Genomic DNA, 21,268 nt, shown 5'->3' on the forward strand with positions numbered 1-21,268 from the left:
TCGTCACCGATGAAAACGGGGACCTCCTCGGCGGATGCATTTTGTCTGTTGACGGTCTGAGAACGGCATCGATTTATGACCTGTGGGTGGAAGAAGCGTTTCGCCGGCAGGGGATGGCCTCTGCACTCCTACGGGAGGCTGAGCGTGAAGCAAGAAAACACGGCTGTTATCTCGCAATGGTCGGAACCTTTGACTGGCAGGCAAAATCGTTCTACGACAAACACGGTTATATGCTCAACGACACCATGACAGGCGTGCCGAAGGGACATGACCACTTTTTTATGACAAAGCGGCTTTGTTGCCCTTCCGCAGATTATATACCGTCAAGTCACCGACAATATGAGATCAAGCGCGGTGACGAAAAGGACGCAGAAATCCTTTCCGACAAATTACACGAATATGACAGCGCCATTGCACCTCGCGAGCATGAATACATCTCTCTGAGCAAGAAAATCGTGGACGAAAGCGGAAAGATCATCGCCGGATTTGTCGGCGGTGTTGATGGCTGGAATGGCACAGATATAGATGCGCTCTGGGTGGAAGAAAAGTACCGTAATCAAGGGATCGGCTCTCAGCTCCTTGTCGAGTTAGAGCGGGAGGTAAAGGAAAACGGTGCTGACGCTATGTTTATTGAAGCATTTGATTGGAATGTGGGATTTTTCAAAAAGAACGGCTATGAAAGAGTAACCGGCGTGCTCGAGGATTATCCGAAAGGACATACCATGTACTGCATGGAGAAGCCTCTTTGACTGGCACACTGACAAATTCCGGTTTGCGGAAATGATGCCGTCAACGCTGCCCACTCGACCGTTTTAGAAAGCGGGAACTGCTCCACGAGGGCAGTCGTGACAACAGTGTAGATACTGATCTTTTTATTCACGCTTTTATCCCAAGGCATGTCGAGACCGTCGCGCTGCTGACGAGAGTGTGACGGAGGCAGTCGAATCGTAAAAGGAGAGTCGTCATGAAACGAATAATCGCTGCATTGCTGCTTGTTTGTATACCGATATGCGCTTTGACCGGATGCGGTATGAAGCCGTCGATCGAATATGACGCCAAAACTCAGATAGTTCACGTTAAAGGAACAAATGACTACGCGTCGCTTTCGTTTCCGGATGAGATAAAAGACGCGCAGGCGGTGGACGTTGAAGGCGACGGATTTAAGTTCCACGCATATCTCGTCTTATTGCGGCAGTTGGGCGTGGACGAACAGACGGAATTACCCGGTCTGATCGACAGAACGGCGAAAAGCATCAGCTTTATCCGGCAGTATCTGCGTGAAAACGCGGGGACCGCGTATCCGTCCGAACTCGCGGAGCTTCCGGTCGTGATCAGGCTCGATAATTCTTATGATTATCAGACGGATGAGGAGCAGATCACGCTTAAGTATAACGAGATCGGGACGCACAGAGAGTTTCTGTATCTGCTCGCCCTGATGAACAGCGACGCCGTCGGCTGGGAGCATCTCGGCTACGCGTGGTACGTCGGCACCTGTATCGATCCGTATACAGAAGTTATCGAGCAGTGGCCGGTCGTTCCGGAGCTCCCTTATTATAATCAGTGCATCGCCGGAGGCATCGATCCCGATAACGTGACCGCCGCGGATTATCGCACCTTCTATGACGCCTGCGCGCGGGTCAGCTTTGAAAAAGGTCTGACGCACTGGGGAAGCTACTGCGAGAGTTTGCCTGTAACGGCTGAACCCGACTTTTCGCGATTCAAAGACAAAGAAAAGGGAGATACCGTGCTGACGGCGTTCACGGCGGCGTCTTTCCTCGCCTGGCTTGACGAGGCGTACGGCTTTGAACAGCTCAGCTTGTTCTGCTTCGGGCAGAAGACCTTTGAAGAGGCGTTCGGCAAAAACTTCAGCGTCGCGTACAAAGAGTGGCGCACGTGGATAACGGAGACCTATCCCGCGGAATGACAGAACGGGATTTACGGAGAAAGCTATGACAGTAAGATGCGTATGGGAACATAACGGCGGCGATAGCATCCTTTATGCCGAAAACTTTGTCGGAGCTTTTACAAGAGGGCCGTCGCGGGAAGAAGCCGGAGCGGGTCGTATATATCTCATGCGACGTCGCCACCCAGGCGCGCGATCTGAAGCTTTTCGCCGAGCGCGGCTACAAGACCGTCAAGGCGCAGGGCATAGATATGTTCCCGCGCACCGCGCATGTGGAATCAGTCGTATTGATAACAAAAATGTGAAAGGAGTCTGGGATATGAGAAAGCTTACTGCTGTTTTCTTAGTTGTGTTATTTCTTTGTATGCTTTTATCTTCATGCTCAACCACTGCCAATGAATCTGAAGCAAACGGTTCGGAATCTGAAACATCACAGATTGATACACAAGAGTGGATGCATACTGAATGTTCAAAAGATTATGTGAAGGAGTTCATGTCCATCTTAGGAACTGTTAAAGGCGATGGACTGCTCTCCGGCTATGACCTTGATGAAGAACATTGTTATAATGTTACGCCAAGCGCAGTGTCAGAGAGCACCGATATCAAAATCTTTAAGTTCAGTGATTCGTGCGCATCGTTCGCATTGATAGACGGCGAAGTCTTTGAAATCTGCCCTTCTTTTGGTGGATATGGGTTTTTCAATGCCGTTCCATGGGATTACGATGCGGACGGAACAATGGATTTGCTGATTGCTTCTTCATGGGGATCGGGTATGCATCGTTCCGAAATATCCGTTTTTAATGTGAAAACAAAACAATCGAAAGTAATATGCACATCATTGGAGCATGAAAACACAAATTCGGAAAACGATTGGTTTGTAGCAACTCAATCTCCATCCTCATACACGGGCGATCCGAAAGAAGTGCCAATCTTCTATGTTGTTTATTCGGCAGAGATGAAAAGCGGCGATAGTCTTGTAGATTTGTCTTATCTTGCCAAATCGTGTGTTGGTTCGATTGATCTCGAAGATGGAACGCCTGTATTTCATCCATACAAAGCGAGTGAAGAATAAGAATTCATGTGGTCAACGGCATATTCCTGACGCCGAGGGTCGTGACTACAGCATAGATATGTGTCATTTTATTCACGCTGTTGTCCCGAGGCACGTCGAGACGGTGGTATTAATGACAAAAAACTAAGAGGGAAAAATATGGAGAATTTAAAATTAAGAAGAAGTGCCCGTAAAGATTCGGAACGAATTGAGAATCTTGTTAATGAGCTTAATTTTAAGCTCGTTCCGCCTGCAGACGGATTCGGTGATGAAGAAGAGACAATTTGTAAAAAAATATCAGACAAGGACGGCAATATAATTGCCGGATGTGTCGGATATATCTATCCATGGGGTTGTCTGTTCGTTGATGACTTGTGGGTAGATGAAAAATACCGCAGGCAGGAACTGGGTTCGCACCTTTTGCAGACGTTGGAAGATATTGCAGTAAACAGAGGCTGCTATTTGTCAGTTCTGGGCACAGGGGATTTTCAGGCTAAACCTTTTTATTTAAAACACGGATACGCGCTTTACGGAACGGTTTATGACCATCCCCTCGGACACGAGGACTATGAATTGTTCAAACGTCTGGATGAAGAACAACCTAAACGACCCTGTAAGCAGATTGCGTATCAGATATCGGATGGTACCGAGGAGGACGGGGAAAAGATCGGCGATAAGCTTTACGAGTATAATTTGCCATTCCTTAATCCAAAACACGATTACATCAAGATCAACCGGAAGCTTGTCGACGAAAACGGCAAGGCCGTCGCCGCGATCATGGCGGGCGTGAGCGGATACGACACGGCATATGTCTGGAAGATATGGGTCGATGAAGAATATCGTGATCAAGGACTCGGGACGCGGCTCATAAAACATTTTGAAAAGAAGGCAAAAGAAAAGGGCGCAAACAAAATAGTCATTGAAGAAGTATATGACTGGAACGTCGGTTTCTTCTTGAAAAGCGGTTATAACGTTGCCTGCGAATTGACTGATTTACCTAAAGGACATAGTTACTACGTTGTTGATAAAGACCTTAAAGGCGATAGAGTATGACGGATTGAACTTCTGAAGCGGTTTTATTATTCAAATTGCGGTCAAACCGTTTGAAAGGGTGTGGCGTTATGGAAACCGTTAAAAAGAGAAAAGGCCTGTGGTGGAAGATACCCGTCGCCGTTCTTTTGGTGATACTGCTCGTCGCCGGCGGCTACGTGGCATACGTCTTCATCAGCTACAGCCGCATCGAAGACAACAAGGTCCTTGAAGTCAAGGGCGGCGCCGCCGAAACCGCCGTCACCGGCAGGGAATACACCGCCGTCAGCTTCAACATCGGCTTCGGCGCGTACACGCCGGACTTCACCTTCTTCATGGACGGCGGCAAGGAGAGCCGCGCGCGTTCCGAGGAGAGCGTCCTCGAATGCGTCGACGGCGCCGCGAAGACCGCGCTTTCCTTCGAGCCGGATTTCGTCTTCTTCCAGGAGGTCGACACCGACTCCGACCGCAGCTTCCACGTCGATCAGGAGGAGCGGCTGATCGGGCTTTTCAAGAGCGCGGGCGGCTTCGACAGCGTTTTCGCGCAGAACTATCATTCCGCTTATCTGATGTACCCGATCCTGCATCCGCACGGCGCCTCAAACTCTGGCCTGCTTACGATGAGCCGTGCGAATATAACCTCTTCGCTGCGCAGAAGTCTGCCGATAGCGACCGGAGTAAAGAAGATACTCGACCTCGACCGCTGCTACAGCGTATCCCGCGTCCCCGTCGACAACGGCAGGGAGCTCGTGCTTTTCAACATTCACGCCTCCGCCTACGGCACGGACGCCTCCCAGGGCAACGCGCAGATGGAGATGCTACTGAACGATATGAAGGCGGAGTACGACAAGGGCAACTACGTTATATGCGGCGGCGACTACAACCACGATTTCACCGGCGGCTCCGTCAAGTATTTCGACCCCGGCGTGACCGAGCTGTTCAGCTGGTGCCAGCCCTTCCCGGCGGAGCTGATCCCCGAGGGCCTGTCAAGATGCACCGACTACGCCGAGGGAGTGGTCCCATCCACGCGCAACACGGATATCCCGTATTCCGAAGACAGCTTCGTCGTCATTCTTGACGGCTTCATAATTTCCGACAACGTGACCTGCGGCTACGTGCAGAATATCGACGCCGGATTCAAGTATACCGACCACAACCCGGTCGTAATAAAGTTCACGCTTGAGCCGTGACGGGCGGAAGCGGCGTCGCTGCCGCTATACGGAAAAAGGCCGTCCGGCGGCATAATAGAAGAGCCGTTCGGTCGATAATTCAATAACACGATAGGAGGACGTTATGAAAAGTTCAGTTGACGCGCGCAAAGTGCGGTATCTCGCTTACGGACTTTCAATCTGCTTTTTCCTGATACATATCGGGATGTTCCTGTTATTCAACGCTTACGGCGTTAAACCGATGGCGTATTTCAACGTATTCTCCATCGTGTTTTATCTCGGCACTCTGCTGATGATAAAAAAGGGAATGCTGTGGCTGTATTCGGTCTCGGTGCTTCTCGAGGTCGCGGTGCATATGTTTATGGCGGTGTGCTTCGTAGGCGTGAGCGCCGGCTTCCAGGTGACCCTCATCGGTATGAACGCGCTTGCGTTCTGCGCGGAGTTCACCAGCGTCAAGCTTAAAAAGCGCCGCGTGTCGGGGCTTATCCTCGGCGGCGTGTGCATGGCGTTTTATATCGCTAGCTTTATAATCAGCAGGCTCGCGCCGCCGGAATACGAGCTGTCGATGGAGTTCAATTTCTGGCTGCAGCTTTCCTGGGGCGTCATCGTTTTCGCGGCGAACATACTCTTCCTTAAGCTCTTCGTCACGAGCGCCCTGCGTTCCGACCGCAACTTCCACGTCGTGCAGACTCTCGCGGAGGCGATCGACGCGAAGGACCCGTACACCAGAGGCCATTCGATACGCGTCGCCACGTATTCGCGCGAGATCGCGAGGCGCGCCGGTATGAGCGATAAAGCGCAGGAGGACGTCTTTATGATGGGGCTCCTGCATGACGTCGGCAAGATCGGCGTGCCGGACGCCGTAATCAACAAGCCCGGCAGACTGACCGACGAGGAATTCGGCGTCATCAAAAAGCATACCGTGACCGGCGCGAGGATACTTGACAAGATCGAGGAAATGCCCGAGCTCGCCGTCGGGGCGCGGCGCCACCACGAGAGGATCGACGGCGCCGGCTATCCCTCCGGCCTGAAGGGCGACGAGATACCCGTCGAGGCGCGGATCCTCGCCGTCGCGGACGCCTACGACGCCATGACCAGCAAGCGCAGCTACAGAGACGCGATGCCGCAGAGCAAGGTACGCGAGGAGATCGAGAACGGGCTCGGCGCCCAGTTCGACGAGAAGTTCGGCAGGATCATGCTCGAGATGATAGACGAGGATAAGGATTTCCTGCTTCGCGAAAGCGCATAACTTCACATACTACGCTTTAAGTATTCGGAGGCGTTTTAATGAAATCGCTTAAAAGCCTGTGGAAAACGCTCGGCAGAAACATATACGTCGGCAGCCGTCTGAAAGCGAATCTTATCGCGCTGACCAGCGTCAGCGTCGCGACCGCGCTGCTCGGCGTCGTTCTGATAGTCATGAACGTAATCAATGGCGACGTGGTTATGCTTATACCGTCGATCCTCACCTTTATTGGCGGCGCGAGCTGCGGCTTTATCGCCGGAGTGCTGAAAAAGCGCGAGATCGCCGCGGCGATACCGAGCATTTTCTGCACGGTCATGTTTACCGTCTACGCCCTGACCGGAATGGGGGACGGCACGGCGATCTTCTGGTCGCTTTTCATGCCGATCGGACTTTGCTACTTCGTCAGCATCAGATACGGAATAGTTCTGTCGCTGTATCATTCTCTGCTTTATATAATCCTGTTTTATACGCCGATAAAGGAGAAAATGGCGGAGCATTATTCGCCCACGCTTATGGCGCGTTTCCCGCTCGTATTCATCGGGATCGCGGCGTTCACGATAATAGCGATGATACAGTACCACAAGAGCGTGCTTTTCGAGATCGACTACACCGAGCAGCTTCACGCGGAGGTCGAGAAGCAGACGCGCGCCGCGACCGAGCGCGCCGAGAAGCTCGAGCGGCTTTCCGACGAAATGGTGGAAACGCTTGCGTACACGATCGACGCGAAGGATAAATACACCAACGGCCATTCGTTCAGAGTCATGGAATACTCCGTTGCGCTCGCCGAGTCGCTCGGCATGGAGCCCGCGGAAGTGAACGAGCTTCACCGCGAGGCGCTGCTGCACGACATAGGCAAGATAGGCATCCCGGACAGCGTGCTGAACAAGCCGGGCAAGCTGACCGACGAGGAGTTCGCGATAATAAAATCGCACACGACCATAGGCGGCAACATCCTCTCGAAATACAGCGATCTTGAGGACGCCGCCTCCGCGGCGATACACCACCACGAGCGCTACGACGGCAGCGGATACCCAGAAGGCATCGCGGGCGCGGACATACCCGAGCATTCGCGCATAATTTCGATTGCGGACGCCTATGATGCGATGAACTCCTCTCGTATCTACAGGGCGGCGCTTCCGCGCGACGTCATCCGCCGCGAGCTCGTGAACGGAAGCGGAACGCAGTTCGACCCCGTCTTACTCGAGGCGTTCCTCGTTTTGTTTGACGGAGAAAAAGTATGAGCGACGGACGCGACAAAATCGAAACTTTTTACACGAGCGACAGGCGCGAATGGCGCGAATATCTCGCCACGCATTTCGAGACGGATTCGGAGATATGGTTCGTCTTTCCGACGAAGGATTCCGGCGAGCCGGCGCTCTCCTACAACGACGCGGTCGAGGAGGCGCTCTGCTTCGGCTGGATAGACAGCACCAACAGCCGCCCGGACGAATTCCACTGCGCCCGCCGCTTCACGCCGCGGAAAAAGGGCAGCCCGTACTCCCGCCCGAATATCGAGCGTCTTATATGGCTCGACGCGCGCGGAATGATACACCCCTCGGTGCGCGAAAGCGTGCTCCCGATAATCAGAGCGCCGTTCGTTTTCCCGCGGGACATAACCGACGCGCTTAAAGCGGACGAAACGGTGTGGGAGAACTATCAGCGCTTTTCGGAGCCTTACAAGCGCATCCGCGTCGCCTATATCGAGGCGGCGAGAAAACGCCCCGAAGAGTTCGCGAAGCGGCTGAACAGCTTCATCGAGAAGACCCGCCGCGGCAAGCTCATCATGGGCTACGGCGGGATAGAGAAGTATTACCGTTGACTTTTTCGGGAGCGAAAGCATTATGATAATCATAATAACCGGAGCGTCGCACACGGGCAAAACGCTGCTTGCGCAGCGGATGCTCGGGAAATACAAATACCCGTATCTTTCCGCAGACCATCTGAAGATGGGGCTCATCCGCAGCGGCAACACGGACCTCACGCCCGAGGACGACGACGCGCTGACGGAATACCTGTGGCCGATCGTCCGCGAGATGATAAAGACGGCGATAGAGAATAAGCAGAATCTTATCGTCGAGGGCTGCTATATCCCTTTCGGATGGCGGAGAGATTTCAGCGAAGAATACCTTGCCGACGTTCGTTTTATCTGCCTCGCTTTCACCGACGCCTACGCGGACGCGCATTTCGAGGATATAAAGGCGCACGCCTCGGATATAGAGGCGCGGCTTTGCGGTGAATGCGATATCGAAGAGATCAAGGCGGATAACCGCAGATACGCGGAGGGTTTTCGCGCCGCCGGCGAGCGCGTCGCGCTGATAGACGGCGACTATGAAGAGGCGATAAACGCGATTATCAACTTCTACGGAGGATCAATGACGATCGAAACCGAACGCCTCATACTGCGTCCGTGGGAGGAATCGGACGCGGAGGATTTATACGAATACGCGAAGGACGAACGCGTCGGCCCCGCCGCCGGCTGGGAGGCGCACACGAGCGTTGAGAACAGCCGCGAGATAATCCGCACCGTGCTTTCCGCTCCCGAGACCTACGCCGTCTGCTTGAAAGAGGATAACCGCCCGATAGGCAGTATCGGACTTTTCAAGCCGGAGAAAACGGACGGAGATATCGCCGACGGCGACCTTGAGGTCGGCTTCTGGGCAGCCGTTCCGTTCTGGGGCAACGGCTACATTCCCGAGGCGGTGCGCGCGCTGCAGAAACGCGCCTTCACCGAGCTCGGCTGCGAAGCGCTCTGGTGCGGCTACTACGAGGGCAACGCGAAGTCGAAGCGCGCGCAGGAAAAGTGCGGTTTCGTTTACCACCACACCGTGCCCGATAAACCGTGCCGGATACCCGGCGTGAAACACACCGAGTATATGAACCGCCTGACGAAAGAGGACTGGCTCAGGTCCGGCGGACGCGAATAAAGGAGAAGTATGAAGGAACCGGAAGCTTCGCGCGGTATCGTCTTTGACGACGTCGCGTACCGCGACGACCGCTATGCGCTCGGGTTGAAAGACGGATGCCCGTATCTCGCCGCGGACGGAAAGGCGTACAAGCTTACCTGCCATCCGTACGAGCCGTGTCTTTACATAACAGGCGAAGACGGCTTCACGACCGCGGTGCACAACGCGTTCGATCCGTCGGCGCTGCTGGATATTTTCCGCGGCGGCGGAACGACGGCTTCGATAACCGGCCGCGAATACGGCGCGCGCGACTTCTGCCGTATGGCCGAATACGCCGCCGGCATGGGGGATATCGGCATAGACGAAGCGGAGCGGGTTTTCGGCGGCGAGCCGAAGAAGAAACGCATCGAATCGACGCAGGCCGAGAGAAAAACGGCGCTCCGAACCGCCGAAGAAAGCGTCCCGACGCCGCCGGAGCATATAATAACGGACGAACGCTTTGCCGGACTGATCGCCGGATACCCCGACCTCGCCGTCGACTACTGCCTTGTGGAAAACGAGCGTAACGCGACCGGTGAAAACGCGCACCGGACGGCGCTCATCCGCGCCTGCCGCGAGCTTTTCACCGATAGTGACTACGGCGAAGCGATATGGGACTACGACGCCGCCGAAGCGGAAGCGAGGCCGATTACGCCGGCGGAGCTTTTCGCTCCCGGGGACGAAGGCGGTAAGCTCAGCTACCGGAGGGCGTTCCTTTCGCCGCCGTACGGGAGCGTGTATACCGACGCTGATTTTGACAAAGTCAACGCCGCGCTGTTCCCGAACGGGACGGACGGCCTCGAGGTATACGAATGGACTACCGACTGGTCGGAATACTTCGACGACGGCCGCGAGTGGTGGGGAACTCTCTGCCTGACGGTCTACGACCAAACGCTTGACCGCTTCGCCGTGATAATGGCGTCGGCGACGGATTAGAAAGAATAATACCAACGGAGATAATAATGGATAACGATTATATCATTCGCCCGGAACGGGAGGAAGACTTTGCCGAGGTCGAAAACCTCGTCCGCGAGTCGTTCTGGAACGTCTACCGCCCGGGCTGCAGCGAGCATTACGTGATCCACGTGCTGCGCGGCGATCCGGCGTTCGTGCCGGAGCTCGATTTCGTGATGGAAAAGGACGGAGAAATCATCGGGCAGAATATGTTTATGCGCACATTCATCGAAGCGGACGGCGGCGGAACGGCCGACGTGCTTACGATGGGACCGATATGCATTACCCCGGCGCTGAAGCGCAGGGGGTACGGCAAAAAGCTGCTCGATTTCTCGCTTGAAAAGGCCGCCGCGCTCGGTTTCGGAGCAGTGCTGTTCGAGGGTAACATCGGTTTCTACGGCAAGTGCGGCTTCGATTACGCGAGCCGCTTCGGTATAAGATACCACGATCTGCCGGAGGACGCGGATTCGTCCTTCTTCCTCTGCAAGGAGCTGAAGCGCGGTTACCTCACCGGCGTGACCGGCGTCTATCAGACGCCGAAAGGGTACTACGTTTCCGACTCCGACGTTGAGGAATTCGACAAGCGCTTCCCTCCGAAAGAGAAGCTGAAGCTGCCCGGGCAGCTGTTCGATTAGTTTTTATTAAGCGGGTAACGCCCGCGTTAAACCGATTCCGCTCTCCGCGGAACGAAATAATAACCGGAAAGGGAGAAACATCATGCTGAACATCAACAAAACGTCCGAAAACGGAAAAGCCCGCTTCGCGCTCGAGGGACGCCTCGACACCGTCACCGCGCCCGAGCTGGAAGCCGCGCTGCAGGAGGGCATCGCCGGAGTCGGCGAGCTGACCCTCGACCTCGAAAAGCTGGAGTACGTCTCCTCCGCGGGCCTGCGCGTTCTGCTCTCAACGCAGAAGGCGATGGCAAAGCAGGGCGAGATGAAGCTTATCAACGTCAGCGAGCCGATCATGGAGATATTCGACATCACCGGCTTCTCGGAGATCCTGACCATCGAGTAATACTTTCCGCAACGCGGACAAACCGAAAGGAGCCTTCTGTTTCTGATGAAAGAGGAAAAGAAGAGTAGATTCAGATTATTGAACGTGTTTCGCAACAGTATGACGGTCAACATAATCGGCACGGTCGTGCTGCTTCTCGTCCTGCTTGGCGTTATCGTCAGTATCATCGGTCTGGTGAACTATACCGACGCGTTCAAGAAAGAGTACACAACGACGACCTACCACATGGCCGACACCGCCGCGATGCTCGTCAACGGAAATCACCTTGAGGATTACCTCGCCGGCCGTAACACCGAGGAGTACGAGCGCACGAAGAACTATCTCGATACCTACTGCAAAAAGATAAGCGTTTCGCTCGTCTACGTCATCGTCGTCGACCAAAGCGATTACGGCAGATTCGTTTCCGTATTCAACGCCGTCGACAATTCCGTCGACGATACGAACTATACCCCGTGGGAACTCGGCTTCAAGCGCGATACGACGAACGACGAGTATCGTCAGAAGTACAAGCGGCTTTACGACAAAGAGTCGCTTTACGAGACGCTTTTCCGCATAAACACGACCGACGGCCAGCATCCGCATATAACCACGCTGGTGCCCGTAAGGAACACCTCCGGCAAAGTCACCGGAATACTCTGCATGCAGCGCCCGACGCGTGAGCTCGCGGACGCGAGGCGGCCTTATATCATCAACGTCGCCGCGTGGACGCTTGCCCTGTCGGTCATAGCCGGAGTCGTATTCTCGCTGTTCCTGCGCCGCCGTATCATGAGGCCGATACGCAGGGTCTCCGAGGAAACCACCCGCTTCGCGAAGGAGAATACGAAGGGCGAAACGCTCAGCGGCGTCAGCCCCATCAAAGAGATTCGCGACATGGCGCTCTCCGTCGATACGCTGGAAACCGATATGGTCAATTACATCGACAACCTGACCGTCGCGACCGCGGAAAAGGAGCGTATCGGCACCGAGCTTTCGCTTGCCACCACGATACAGGTCAACTCGATACCGAACGTTTTCCCGGCGTTCCCGGAAAGAGAGGATTTCGATATCCACGCTTCCATGACTCCGGCGAAGGCGGTCGGCGGCGACTTCTACAATTTCTATATGATCGACGATACGCATCTCGGCATGGTCATCGGCGACGTTTCCGGCAAGGGCATTCCCGCCGCGCTTTTCATGATGGTAACGAACATACTCGTTTCCGAAAAGATGCGCACCGGTCTCGCGCCGGAGGACGTTCTGACCGCTGTCAACAGCGCCATTTGCAAGCGCAACAAGGCGGATATGTTCGTCACGCTCTGGCTCGGCATACTCGACCTAAAGACGGGTACGCTCCGCGCCGCGAACGCCGGCCACGAATACCCGGCATTAAAGCACGCGGACGGTTCCTTCGAACTGTTGAAGGATAAGCACGGTCTGCCCGTCGGCGCTATGGACGGCGTGAAGTACAAGGGCTACGAACTGCAGATCGAGCCCGGCGCTAAACTGTTCGTCTACACAGACGGCGTGCCCGAGGCCAACGACGCCGATAACAACATGTTCGGCGTAGAGCGTATGCTTGCCGCTTTGAACTCCGATACGTCAGCGCCGCCCAAGGGCGTGCTGAAAAACGTGCAGGACGCGGTCGACGGCTTCGTCGCCGGCGCCGAGCAGTTCGACGATCTGACGATGCTCTGCGTCGAATACAAGAGCAAACCCGCCGAGGCGGAGAAGCAAGAATAAGGAGATGAACGACATGGCAGAAAAAACCGTTACCATAAAAATGGCGGGCAGGATAGACTCCAACAACTCCGCCGAAAACGAACAGCGCATCCTCGCGGAGATCGGCGGCGCCGAGATCGACGCGCTCGTGATCGACGCTTCGGAGCTTGAGTACATCTCCAGCGCCGGACTGCGCGTTATCCTGCGCCTGAAAAAAACCTACCCCGATCTGCGCATCACCGGCGTCAGCTCCGAGGTATACGAGATTCTCGACATGACCGGCTTTACCGAAATGATGACGGTGGAGAAGGCGTACCGCGTCGTCTCCGTCGACGGCTGCGAAATACTCGGACGCGGCGCGAACGGAACGGTCTACCGCTACAACCGCGACACCGTGGTCAAGGTGTATCACAACGCCGACGCGCTCGACGACATCCGTCACGAGCGCGAGGTCGCCAAGCTCGCGCTTATACTCGGCATCCCGACTTCGATCTCCTACGACGTCGTCAAGGTCGGCGACTCTTACGGCACCGTTTTCGAGATGCTTGACGCCAACTCCTTCTCGAAGATAATCACAAACGAGCCGGAGAAGCGCGACTGGTGCGTCGGCGAATACGTCAAAATGCTGAAGACGATCCACGGGACGCTCGTGCCTGCCGGCAAGCTGCCGGACATCCGCGACACCGTCATTTCCTGGGCGCGCTTTATGGTGGACTACCTGCCCGAAGGGCTCGGCAAAAAGCTTGTGGATATGGTCGAGGCAGTTCCGCACGACGACCACATGATCCACGGCGACTACCACACCGGCAACCTCATGCTGCAGAACGACGAGGTGCTTATCATCGATATGGACACCCTCGCCGTCGGCAACCCGATATTCGAGCTGGCGAGTATGTATAACGGCTTCGTCGGCTTCTACGAAGTCGACCGCGAATTGATAAAGAAGTTCCAGGGCTACGACTACGAGACCTCTAAGGAGTTCTGGCGCAAGGCGCTCGCGGACTACCTCGGCACGAGGTGCGAGGCGAAGATCCGCGAGGTGGAGGAAAAGGCTCAGATCATCGGCTACGCGCGCCTCGTGCGCCGTTCCATCCGCCGCGGCGGTATGGATACCGAAGAGGGAAGGAAGCAGATCGACTTCTGGCGCGGCCGCCTCATAGAGCTGCTCGAAAAGAACGACACCCTGCTTTTCAACCCCGACGAGCTTGAGATAGAAGCGATTTCGGAAAACCTCGACGACGTTCAGGCGTTCGTCGACGAACGCCTCGAAGCGGCGGACTGCCCGATGAAGGCGCAGATGCAGATCGACCTCGCGGTCGAGGAGATATTCGTCAACATCTCGAGCTACGCCTACGCGCCCGACAAGGGCAACGCGATCGTTCGCGTCGAGGTCTCCGGCGATCCCGTCGCGGTCACGATAACCTTTGTCGACCACGGCGTGCCGTACGATCCGCTCGCCAAGGAGGATCCCGACGTGACGCTTTCCGCCGAGGAACGCGGCATCGGCGGTCTCGGCATCTTCATGACGAAAAAGATCATGGACGACGTCGCATACGAGTACAAGGACGGCAAGAACGTCCTGACGCTGAAGAAGAATATCTGAGGTATCCGGCTTAAAATGAGCATTTCTTTAAAAATCGACCTGCATATGCACACAACGGTCTCCGACGGCACCGACACGCCGGAGGAGATCGTCGCGCGCGTCCGCGAAGCGGGGATAAACGTATTCTCGGTCACGGATCACGACGCGGTCAAGGCGTGCGGAATTATACCTGCGCTGCTGGGCGAAGGGCTGACCTACGTCACCGGCGCGGAGTTCTCAACGCGTGACGAGGACGGGAAGTATCACGTCCTCGGCTACGGCTTCGACCCGGATTCCGCGCCGATCCGCGAGCTGACGGAAACCGGCCACAACAACCGTATGAAGAAGGTCCGCGCGCGGCTGGAGTTTCTCGAAACCGAGTTCGGCTTCACCTTCCCGGAGGACGAAGTCCGCGCGCTGCTCGCGCTGGACAACCCCGGCAAGCCGCACATCGCCAACCTCATGGTGAAGCTCGGCTACGCCGACGACAAAAAGCAGGCGATAGACGAGTTCATCAACCGCAAGCGCTTCAGAAGCGAGTATATCCGCCCGGAATACGCGATAGAGCGCATACTTGCGGGCGGCGGCGTCCCCGTGCTGGCGCACCCGACCTACGGCGACGGCGACCAGCTCATCCTCGGCGACGAGATGGAGGAGCGGCTGAAAAAACTTACCGGCTTCGGGCTCGAGGGCGTCGAGTGCTTCTATTCCGGCTTCACGCCGAGGATAACCCGCGACATGCTCGCGTTCGCCGGGCAGTTCGAACTGTACGTCACCGCCGGCAGCGACTACCACGGGACGAACAAGATGGTGCCGCTCGGCGATACGGGGCTCGATCTCGCAGACGAAACGCCGGAGGGGCTGACCCGATTCCTTGCCAGATGCGGTATCGAGGCGTGAGCATGGAACGCAAAAGCAAACGGATACTCCGCATCGAGCGGTACGAAGAGATATACGACAAGCTCTCGCGAAGCGTCTGCGAGGCGGAGTCCGCGCTCGAAGCGCTCGAGGCGCTCGCTCCGGAGCTCGCGGAGCTTGAGGCGTATTACACCGGTCCGGAGTGGAAAAAGGACTTCGCCGCCGACGAGGAGGGCAGGCTCCCGCCGGAGCTGAAGCGCGGAGTGCTCTCCGAGGACGGCGTTTACGATCTTCTCGACAGAGCCGCACGTCTGCGTGCTCTGAATAAAGACTGATATCAACAGAAAGAGGTATGATTATGGGACTTTTCGGACGTTCCAAAGAGATCGCGCTGCCGAAGGTATCGGATCTTTTTTCCGTCGGCGCGCTTGAATTCGTGACCACTACCGTCGCTCCGAAAGTAGCTAACGGTGAGTACGGCGTAAAGTACGGCGACGTAGCGAAAACGCTGCTGAACGCGGTCAAAACTCCTGACAAGGAGCTGACCAAACGCGAGCTGAACGGCGTTATCTTTTCCGCCGGCGCGATGACGAAGATCGAGCCGAAGCTCGCGCCCGTGCTGAACGAAGCCATCGCCAGATTCAAGGCGTTCAAAAAACAGAAGTGAGATAATAAACGAAGTGATACGCGTTTCGCCGCGCTTTGCGATAACCGCGGTCAACCGCCGGAGGAGAAAGCATGAAAACAGAAACGCTGAAAAAGATATCGGCCGCGCTGCTCATCGCCGCGCTCGCCGTGTGCTGCTGCGCCTGCGGCGCGAAAGCGCCGTCCGCCCCGTCGTCGGAGCCGGACGTATCCTCGTCCGAGCCCGGCGAATGGGAGAAGGCGGAAGTGAGGTGGATTTCGGGCACCGAGCCGCCGGTGGAACTTCGTGTCAGGTCCGGCGCCGCCTATTCGGCCGCGCCCGGCGACTATGACTCCTGCGTCTTTACGACGGTAGACGGAAAGACGGTCGACGTCAGGATAGAAGGGCTTGATTACGAAAACGGCTTCGACGCGCTTGTAGGTTTCATGAAGAGCAAGGCGCCGGAAAAGCTTACCGTCGGGAAGCTTTCGAAAACGGTGATCGCGGTCTATAATGCGGAAGAAACCGAAATATGCGCAAAGCTTACCGATGAGAGATGCCTGACCGTGAAGACGTCCGACGTCGAAACGGCTGCAGCTTTCTTTTCAAACCTGATGATCGAAGTCGACGGCGCGGTCCTGCCTGCGCTCGATCTGAACGAGGAAGCGGAGGAGATCGTATGAACAAAAAAATCTACTTCGCCGGCTCGATACGCGGCGGGCGCGTCGACGCGGAGCTTTACCGCCGCATCATCGCGTACATAAACCGTACCGATACCGTGCTTACCGAGCACGTCGGCGACCTTTCTTTGAGCGTGCTCGAGGGTTCCGCATCCGCGGAAGCCACGATATACGACCAGGACACCGCCTGGCTGCGCGAATGCGACCTGCTCGTCGCGGAATGCACCTGCCCGTCGCTCGGCGTCGGCTACGAGCTCGCCTACGCGGAAAAGCTCGGCAAGCCCTGCCACGTCTTCTACGACCGCGGCAAGACGCAGCTTTCCGCGATGCTTACCGGCGATCCCTACTTCGTCATCCACCCGTATACGAACGAGGACGAGATATACCCGATCCTCGACGGGATACTGAAATAACCGAAGGGAAGTAATCTTATGACAAAGCTACCCGCCTTTGACGCGGACTACTGCCTCGAAACCTTCAAAAAGCTGCTCGCCGTCGACAGCACCACCGGACAGTATGAAGAAATACAGTCCCTTATCTGCTCTGCGCTCGACGGACTCGGATACGCCTATCATGTCACCCGCAAGGGAGGCGTGGTAGCCGACCTCGGCGGCGAAGGCGAAGCCCTCGCGGTCGCCGCGCACTTCGACGACATAGGCCTGATGGTGCGCAAGGTCAACCCCGACGGCACGCTGAACGTATGCCCCGTCGGCGGTCTCTATCCCTTCTACTGCATGACCGAGAACGTCCGCGTCCACACGCGCGACGGCAAGGTCTTCACCGGCGCGGTATGCCGCACGCCGAACTCCGTCCACGTTACCGAGGAGGAGCTGCGCGACACGCCGCCGGACTTCCGCAAAAACGTCTGCGTCGTGCTCGACTGCGACGTGAAAAACGCCGAAGACGTCGCGGCGCTCGGCGTAGCCACCGGCGATATGATCGCGCTCGAGCCGCGCCTCGAGCTTTCCGGCGGATATATCAAGTCGCGCTTCATCGACGACAAGGCCGCCGTCGCTATCCTGCTGACCGCGCTGAAGGCGCTGAAGGAATGCGGCGCCGCGCTCCCGCGCAAGACGTATTTCTACTTCGCCGCCTACGAAGAGATCGGCCACGGCACCTCCTGGCTGCCGGACGGCGTCTGCGATATGCTCGCCGTCGACATCGCGCCTACCGGTCCCGATCAGACCTCGGACGAGCACAAGGTAACGATCTTCGCGAAGGATTCGCGCTTCCCGTACCACTGGGGAATGACGAACGAACTGCGGCAGACCGCGATCGAAGCGGGCGTAGACTTCGTGATGGATATCTTCACCCCGCATTACGGCACCGACTGCGACGTCAGTCTCGTCGCCGGCCACGATATCCGCCACGCCGCCATCGGCTTCGGCACCGCCAACAGCCACGGCTACGAGCGTACCCACGTCGACGGGCTGAAGGCGACTTACGACCTGCTCGCCGCGTACCTGCTGAAACGATGACAAGAGCCGAACTGACGGAATACATATCGGAGCAGTACGGCGCGTCGCCCGACGCGCCGTGGATGGATTATCCCGATAATCACGTCTTCCGCCACGGCGGGAGCAAAAAGTGGTTCGCGCTGATAATGACGATCCCGCGTGCGAAGCTGAAGCTCGCGGGCGGGGGCGATATCGACGTCGTCAACCTGAAATGCGATCCGCTGCTCGTCGGCTCTGTGACGAAGCAGACCGGCGTTTTTCCCGCGTATCATATGAACAAGACGCACTGGATAACCGTCGCGCTCGACGGCTCCGCCGACGCGGAAACGGTGAAAATGCTCCTCGGCGCGAGCTTCGCGCTCACCGCGCCGAAGATAAAGACGAAGTGCGAAAAGCCTTCCCCTTGAGGGGAAGGTGGATTGCCGCCGCAGGCGGCAAGACGGATGAGGTGTAAAATGAACGAAACACGAAATCCGGATCTGAAACCAAATGCGCAAAGTTTGAGAAAGAATATGACAAAGGAAGAGCGCCATCTTTGGTATGACTTCCTTAAAACCCTGTCCGTTACCGTAAACAGACAAAAGGTAATAGGCAGGTATATTGTGGATTTCTATTGTGCGGATGCAAAACTGGTGATAGAGCTCGACGGTTCGCAGCATTATGCGGAAGCCGGCATAGCAGGCGATAAGGCGAGAGACAAGTTTTTGAGTAGTCTGGGATTGACTGTTTTAAGATACACTAATCTCGATGTGAAAAAGAATTTCAGAGGGGTATGTGAGGATATATTGAATCACATTGACACCTCATCCGCCCCTTCGGGGCACCTTCCCCTCAAGGGGAAGGCTTGAAACGGATCGGCGCGAGCTTCGCGCTCACCGCGCCGAAGATAAAGAAACAACCGGGGAGGGACGTATGAGAAAAACCATTGCTTTTATACTGACCGCGGCGCTGCTGCTTCCGGCGCTTGTCATAGCGCCGTTTTTCGCCGTGCATACTCACGCCGCCACGGTCTACGCCGTTTGCGTTATCTGCGACGGCAGCGGCAAATGCGGGCTCTGCGACCCCAAGAATACGCCGGAGGGCACGGGAGACGGCTGGCTTCGCTGTGATTTCTGCGACGCGGACGGTATGAGAAAATGCGGCACGAACCACGCCGGCGACGGCACCCCCATCGGCTGCGACGGCAGCGGCTACCTGCCTGACAGCAGCGTCTGCTGGAACTGCAACGGCACGGGCAAATACCTCTGCGACGCGTGCTGGGGCGAGAAGAAGTTCAAGTGCAAGTGCAACGAGATGGGTCAGCCCGGCAAATGCACCGTCTGCTACGGCACCGGCTGGTACACAGTCGATTCGCAGGGGCAGAAGATCGAGATCGGGCACGGCGTCTACCCGCCGGACGGCGCAAAGCTTGACGCCGGCGCGTGGTGACGCCACGAATACTACACCTACAACGCCTCGCGCTTCGGCACGGGCGTAACGCCGTATCAGGCGATGGCGAAATACGGCGCGAGCACGAGGACGGAGTTCTACAAAGTCCTCGGCGGCGGCACTGTAAACGGAGGCGGCTCGGGGAGCGGAAACGGAGGAAACTCCGGCGGCTCCGGCAACGGAGGTAACGGAGGCAACGGAGGCGGCAACGGAGACAACGGCGGGACGGATAACCCCGGCGACGACCCCGGCAACCCGCCGGAGAACCCGCCCGAAAACACCGGCCTCGAGGTCGTGATCCCGCCCGACGCCCAGCTTGTCAATGACGCCGCCAAGCAGGAGATCGACGAGATGTTCATCTTCTCGCGCCGCGTGGACGGAACCTATCTGATGACCGTGCGCTTTATGAAAAGCTGGCTTTCTCCAGATGAACTCGAAGCGCTGCATAATATGACCGAAGCGGACTTCGCCGCCCTGCGCGAAAAACTTGACGCGGCGGCAAACGGCTTCCGCTACCTGCGCAAGAGCGTAGAGCCGGCGGAAAAATACCGCGTGGACTTTGAGTTCGGTGCCGGCGCCGAACTGCCGTTCCCGTGCGAGACGCTGCTTCAGCTCCCCGCGGGCAGCGTGCCTGCGGACGCGCGGCTTTACCGCGTCAAAAACGGCGACGTTGACTTCGCCGGCGACACCCGCCTCGAGCACGACGCTTACGGCGACTACCTCACCTTTACCGATACCTCGCTCGGCGGCTACGTCTACGCCGTCGGCGACCCCGGTGAGATATTCGCGGACGAGCCGTCCTCCGGCGCGGAAGCTCCGCAGGGCAGCGAGCCCGCCGGGAACAAGCCGAACGGCGTCCTGCCGATCATACTTATCGCGGTCGGCGCGGCCGCCGCGGGCGCAGCGTCCGTCGCGATCCCCGTTGCGATAAAGAAACGCAAAGGGAAATAGTCATTCGCTTGAAAGGAGCAGTATGAAATACGGTGAATCGACGTTCGATATACTCTATCTGCTTTTCGCGATAATTGCCGGATGCGTCATGCTTGCGAAAGCGCGCGGCAAAACCGAAAAGCTGATGGGCTTTGCCGCGCTTATCCTCGGCGTCGGGGACGCGTTCCATCTCGTGCCGCGCGTGCTCAATTATTTTTGCGAAGCGGACTTCACCCTTTGGCTCGGCGTCGGCAAGCTCGTCACGTCGCTGACGATGACGGTCTTTTACGTGCTTATGTATCACATATGGCGCGGACTTTACGGCGCGAAGGAGACGAAGGGCTTGGCCGCCGCGGTCTACGCGCTCGCCGCGCTGCGCTTCGCGCTCTGCGCCTTCCCGCAGAACGGCTGGCTGACGAATGAAAGCGGCGTGCTCTGGGGCGTGCTGCGCAACCTGCCCTTCGCGGCGCTCGGCGCGCTGATCGTCGTTTTGTATTTCCGCAGGCGCGGAGAGCTGAAACGCTTCCGTTTCGTCTGGCTTTACGTGACGCTGTCGTTTGTATTCTATTTGCCCGTCGCGGTCGCCGCGGGACTGCTGCCGATCCTCGGTATGCTGATGCTGCCGAAGACGGTGTGCTATATCCTGCTGATATGGACCTTCCTGCTCGCCGTTTTGAAAGACGAGCCGAAGAACTGACA

General features: G+C 56.8%; 26 protein-coding genes and 1 pseudogene. All 27 read left to right on the forward strand.

All coding sequences use genetic code 11. The features are described from left to right. Window positions 1-749: GNAT family N-acetyltransferase (locus tag J5441_03535; GenBank protein ID MBO4934227.1), on the forward strand; the 749-nt coding region annotated here is incomplete at its 5' end. A gap of 215 nt (window positions 750-964) precedes the next feature. Next, window positions 965-1,924, forward strand: a complete 960-nt coding sequence (locus tag J5441_03540; protein ID MBO4934228.1) for a hypothetical protein — start codon at window positions 965-967, stop codon at window positions 1,922-1,924. Window positions 1,925-1,998: 74 nt separating this feature from the next. Further along, window positions 1,999-2,208, forward strand: coding sequence for a hypothetical protein (locus J5441_03545; GenBank protein ID MBO4934229.1), 210 nt, complete (start codon window positions 1,999-2,001; stop codon window positions 2,206-2,208). A gap of 14 nt (window positions 2,209-2,222) precedes the next feature. After that, the gene (locus J5441_03550; GenBank protein ID MBO4934230.1) at window positions 2,223-2,975 is read left to right on the forward strand and encodes a hypothetical protein; all 753 of its coding nucleotides are present in this window, start codon (window positions 2,223-2,225) and stop codon (window positions 2,973-2,975) included. 138 nt (window positions 2,976-3,113) lie between these two features. Next, entirely contained in the window at window positions 3,114-4,007 is an 894-nt protein-coding gene (locus J5441_03555) for a GNAT family N-acetyltransferase (GenBank protein ID MBO4934231.1), read from the forward strand. Between the two features lie 68 nt (window positions 4,008-4,075). Next, window positions 4,076-5,173, forward strand: a complete 1,098-nt coding sequence (locus J5441_03560; protein ID MBO4934232.1) for an endonuclease/exonuclease/phosphatase family protein — start codon at window positions 4,076-4,078, stop codon at window positions 5,171-5,173. Between the two features lie 220 nt (window positions 5,174-5,393). Beyond that, the gene (locus tag J5441_03565) at window positions 5,394-6,401 is read left to right on the forward strand and encodes an HD domain-containing protein (GenBank protein MBO4934233.1); all 1,008 of its coding nucleotides are present in this window, start codon (window positions 5,394-5,396) and stop codon (window positions 6,399-6,401) included. A gap of 38 nt (window positions 6,402-6,439) precedes the next feature. Continuing rightward, window positions 6,440-7,639, forward strand: a complete 1,200-nt coding sequence (locus J5441_03570) for an HD-GYP domain-containing protein (GenBank protein ID MBO4934234.1) — start codon at window positions 6,440-6,442, stop codon at window positions 7,637-7,639. Then, window positions 7,636-8,217: a YdeI/OmpD-associated family protein gene (locus tag J5441_03575; protein ID MBO4934235.1), complete on the forward strand. Its 582-nt coding sequence runs from the start codon at window positions 7,636-7,638 to the stop codon at window positions 8,215-8,217. Before J5441_03570 ends, J5441_03575 begins: the two co-directional genes overlap by 4 nt. Window positions 8,218-8,239: 22 nt before the next feature. After that, window positions 8,240-8,752: pseudogene (locus tag J5441_03580) on the forward strand (adenylate kinase). Window positions 8,753-8,770: 18 nt separating this feature from the next. After that, entirely contained in the window at window positions 8,771-9,322 is a 552-nt protein-coding gene (locus J5441_03585; GenBank protein ID MBO4934236.1) for a GNAT family N-acetyltransferase, read from the forward strand. 9 nt (window positions 9,323-9,331) lie between these two features. Beyond that, the gene (locus J5441_03590; protein ID MBO4934237.1) at window positions 9,332-10,276 is read left to right on the forward strand and encodes a hypothetical protein; all 945 of its coding nucleotides are present in this window, start codon (window positions 9,332-9,334) and stop codon (window positions 10,274-10,276) included. A 26-nt stretch (window positions 10,277-10,302) separates the two neighbouring features. After that, window positions 10,303-10,929 (forward strand): N-acetyltransferase, encoded by a 627-nt coding sequence (locus J5441_03595; GenBank protein MBO4934238.1) that lies wholly within the window; start codon window positions 10,303-10,305, stop codon window positions 10,927-10,929. Between the two features lie 82 nt (window positions 10,930-11,011). Then, window positions 11,012-11,311, forward strand: a complete 300-nt coding sequence (locus tag J5441_03600; GenBank protein MBO4934239.1) for an STAS domain-containing protein — start codon at window positions 11,012-11,014, stop codon at window positions 11,309-11,311. Window positions 11,312-11,356: 45 nt separating this feature from the next. After that, window positions 11,357-13,030: a serine/threonine-protein phosphatase gene (locus J5441_03605; protein ID MBO4934240.1), complete on the forward strand. Its 1,674-nt coding sequence runs from the start codon at window positions 11,357-11,359 to the stop codon at window positions 13,028-13,030. Window positions 13,031-13,043: 13 nt separating this feature from the next. Further along, window positions 13,044-14,612: an ATP-binding protein gene (locus tag J5441_03610; protein ID MBO4934241.1), complete on the forward strand. Its 1,569-nt coding sequence runs from the start codon at window positions 13,044-13,046 to the stop codon at window positions 14,610-14,612. A 15-nt stretch (window positions 14,613-14,627) separates the two neighbouring features. After that, a complete protein-coding gene (locus J5441_03615; GenBank protein MBO4934242.1) occupies window positions 14,628-15,491 on the forward strand; it encodes a PHP domain-containing protein in 864 nt (287 codons plus the stop codon). A gap of 2 nt (window positions 15,492-15,493) precedes the next feature. Further along, the gene (locus tag J5441_03620) at window positions 15,494-15,784 is read left to right on the forward strand and encodes a DUF4298 domain-containing protein (GenBank protein ID MBO4934243.1); all 291 of its coding nucleotides are present in this window, start codon (window positions 15,494-15,496) and stop codon (window positions 15,782-15,784) included. Between the two features lie 23 nt (window positions 15,785-15,807). Next, window positions 15,808-16,116 carry a hypothetical protein gene (locus J5441_03625; protein MBO4934244.1) on the forward strand — a complete coding sequence of 103 codons (309 nt, stop codon included), beginning with the start codon at window positions 15,808-15,810 and terminating at the stop codon, window positions 16,114-16,116. A gap of 71 nt (window positions 16,117-16,187) precedes the next feature. Then, window positions 16,188-16,757, forward strand: a complete 570-nt coding sequence (locus J5441_03630; GenBank protein ID MBO4934245.1) for a hypothetical protein — start codon at window positions 16,188-16,190, stop codon at window positions 16,755-16,757. Beyond that, complete coding sequence (locus J5441_03635) at window positions 16,754-17,167, forward strand: nucleoside 2-deoxyribosyltransferase (GenBank protein ID MBO4934246.1); 414 nt, start codon at window positions 16,754-16,756, stop codon at window positions 17,165-17,167. The genes J5441_03630 and J5441_03635 overlap by 4 nt, the downstream gene beginning before the upstream one ends. Window positions 17,168-17,185: 18 nt before the next feature. Continuing rightward, complete coding sequence (locus tag J5441_03640; protein ID MBO4934247.1) at window positions 17,186-18,232, forward strand: M42 family metallopeptidase; 1,047 nt, start codon at window positions 17,186-17,188, stop codon at window positions 18,230-18,232. Further along, window positions 18,229-18,618, forward strand: coding sequence for an MmcQ/YjbR family DNA-binding protein (locus tag J5441_03645; protein ID MBO4934248.1), 390 nt, complete (start codon window positions 18,229-18,231; stop codon window positions 18,616-18,618). Before J5441_03640 ends, J5441_03645 begins: the two co-directional genes overlap by 4 nt. A gap of 48 nt (window positions 18,619-18,666) precedes the next feature. After that, a complete protein-coding gene (locus J5441_03650) occupies window positions 18,667-19,059 on the forward strand; it encodes an endonuclease domain-containing protein (protein ID MBO4934249.1) in 393 nt (130 codons plus the stop codon). 64 nt (window positions 19,060-19,123) lie between these two features. Then, window positions 19,124-19,639, forward strand: coding sequence for a hypothetical protein (locus tag J5441_03655; GenBank protein MBO4934250.1), 516 nt, complete (start codon window positions 19,124-19,126; stop codon window positions 19,637-19,639). A gap of 63 nt (window positions 19,640-19,702) precedes the next feature. After that, entirely contained in the window at window positions 19,703-20,590 is an 888-nt protein-coding gene (locus J5441_03660) for a hypothetical protein (GenBank protein MBO4934251.1), read from the forward strand. Window positions 20,591-20,612: 22 nt separating this feature from the next. Then, on the forward strand, window positions 20,613-21,266 hold the full coding sequence (locus tag J5441_03665) for a hypothetical protein (protein ID MBO4934252.1): 654 nt from the start codon (window positions 20,613-20,615) through the stop codon (window positions 21,264-21,266). Window positions 21,267-21,268 lie beyond the last annotated feature (2 nt).

The organism is Clostridia bacterium (assembly GCA_017620395.1).
GTDB lineage: Bacteria > Bacillota > Clostridia > Oscillospirales > RGIG8002 > RGIG8002.

Coding starts and splice junctions, on each gene's coding strand:
- J5441_03540 (MBO4934228.1), top strand. CDS start 965: ATGAAACGAATAATCGCTGCATTGCTGCTTGTTTGTATACCGATATGC.
- J5441_03545 (MBO4934229.1), top strand. CDS start 1,999: ATGCCGAAAACTTTGTCGGAGCTTTTACAAGAGGGCCGTCGCGGGAAG.
- J5441_03550 (MBO4934230.1), top strand. CDS start 2,223: ATGAGAAAGCTTACTGCTGTTTTCTTAGTTGTGTTATTTCTTTGTATG.
- J5441_03555 (MBO4934231.1), top strand. CDS start 3,114: ATGGAGAATTTAAAATTAAGAAGAAGTGCCCGTAAAGATTCGGAACGA.
- J5441_03560 (MBO4934232.1), top strand. CDS start 4,076: ATGGAAACCGTTAAAAAGAGAAAAGGCCTGTGGTGGAAGATACCCGTC.
- J5441_03565 (MBO4934233.1), top strand. CDS start 5,394: ATGGCGTATTTCAACGTATTCTCCATCGTGTTTTATCTCGGCACTCTG.
- J5441_03570 (MBO4934234.1), top strand. CDS start 6,440: ATGAAATCGCTTAAAAGCCTGTGGAAAACGCTCGGCAGAAACATATAC.
- J5441_03575 (MBO4934235.1), top strand. CDS start 7,636: ATGAGCGACGGACGCGACAAAATCGAAACTTTTTACACGAGCGACAGG.
- J5441_03585 (MBO4934236.1), top strand. CDS start 8,771: ATGACGATCGAAACCGAACGCCTCATACTGCGTCCGTGGGAGGAATCG.
- J5441_03590 (MBO4934237.1), top strand. CDS start 9,332: ATGAAGGAACCGGAAGCTTCGCGCGGTATCGTCTTTGACGACGTCGCG.
- J5441_03595 (MBO4934238.1), top strand. CDS start 10,303: ATGGATAACGATTATATCATTCGCCCGGAACGGGAGGAAGACTTTGCC.
- J5441_03600 (MBO4934239.1), top strand. CDS start 11,012: ATGCTGAACATCAACAAAACGTCCGAAAACGGAAAAGCCCGCTTCGCG.
- J5441_03605 (MBO4934240.1), top strand. CDS start 11,357: ATGAAAGAGGAAAAGAAGAGTAGATTCAGATTATTGAACGTGTTTCGC.
- J5441_03610 (MBO4934241.1), top strand. CDS start 13,044: ATGGCAGAAAAAACCGTTACCATAAAAATGGCGGGCAGGATAGACTCC.
- J5441_03615 (MBO4934242.1), top strand. CDS start 14,628: ATGAGCATTTCTTTAAAAATCGACCTGCATATGCACACAACGGTCTCC.
- J5441_03620 (MBO4934243.1), top strand. CDS start 15,494: ATGGAACGCAAAAGCAAACGGATACTCCGCATCGAGCGGTACGAAGAG.
- J5441_03625 (MBO4934244.1), top strand. CDS start 15,808: ATGGGACTTTTCGGACGTTCCAAAGAGATCGCGCTGCCGAAGGTATCG.
- J5441_03630 (MBO4934245.1), top strand. CDS start 16,188: ATGAAAACAGAAACGCTGAAAAAGATATCGGCCGCGCTGCTCATCGCC.
- J5441_03635 (MBO4934246.1), top strand. CDS start 16,754: ATGAACAAAAAAATCTACTTCGCCGGCTCGATACGCGGCGGGCGCGTC.
- J5441_03640 (MBO4934247.1), top strand. CDS start 17,186: ATGACAAAGCTACCCGCCTTTGACGCGGACTACTGCCTCGAAACCTTC.
- J5441_03645 (MBO4934248.1), top strand. CDS start 18,229: ATGACAAGAGCCGAACTGACGGAATACATATCGGAGCAGTACGGCGCG.
- J5441_03650 (MBO4934249.1), top strand. CDS start 18,667: ATGAACGAAACACGAAATCCGGATCTGAAACCAAATGCGCAAAGTTTG.
- J5441_03655 (MBO4934250.1), top strand. CDS start 19,124: ATGAGAAAAACCATTGCTTTTATACTGACCGCGGCGCTGCTGCTTCCG.
- J5441_03660 (MBO4934251.1), top strand. CDS start 19,703: ATGGCGAAATACGGCGCGAGCACGAGGACGGAGTTCTACAAAGTCCTC.
- J5441_03665 (MBO4934252.1), top strand. CDS start 20,613: ATGAAATACGGTGAATCGACGTTCGATATACTCTATCTGCTTTTCGCG.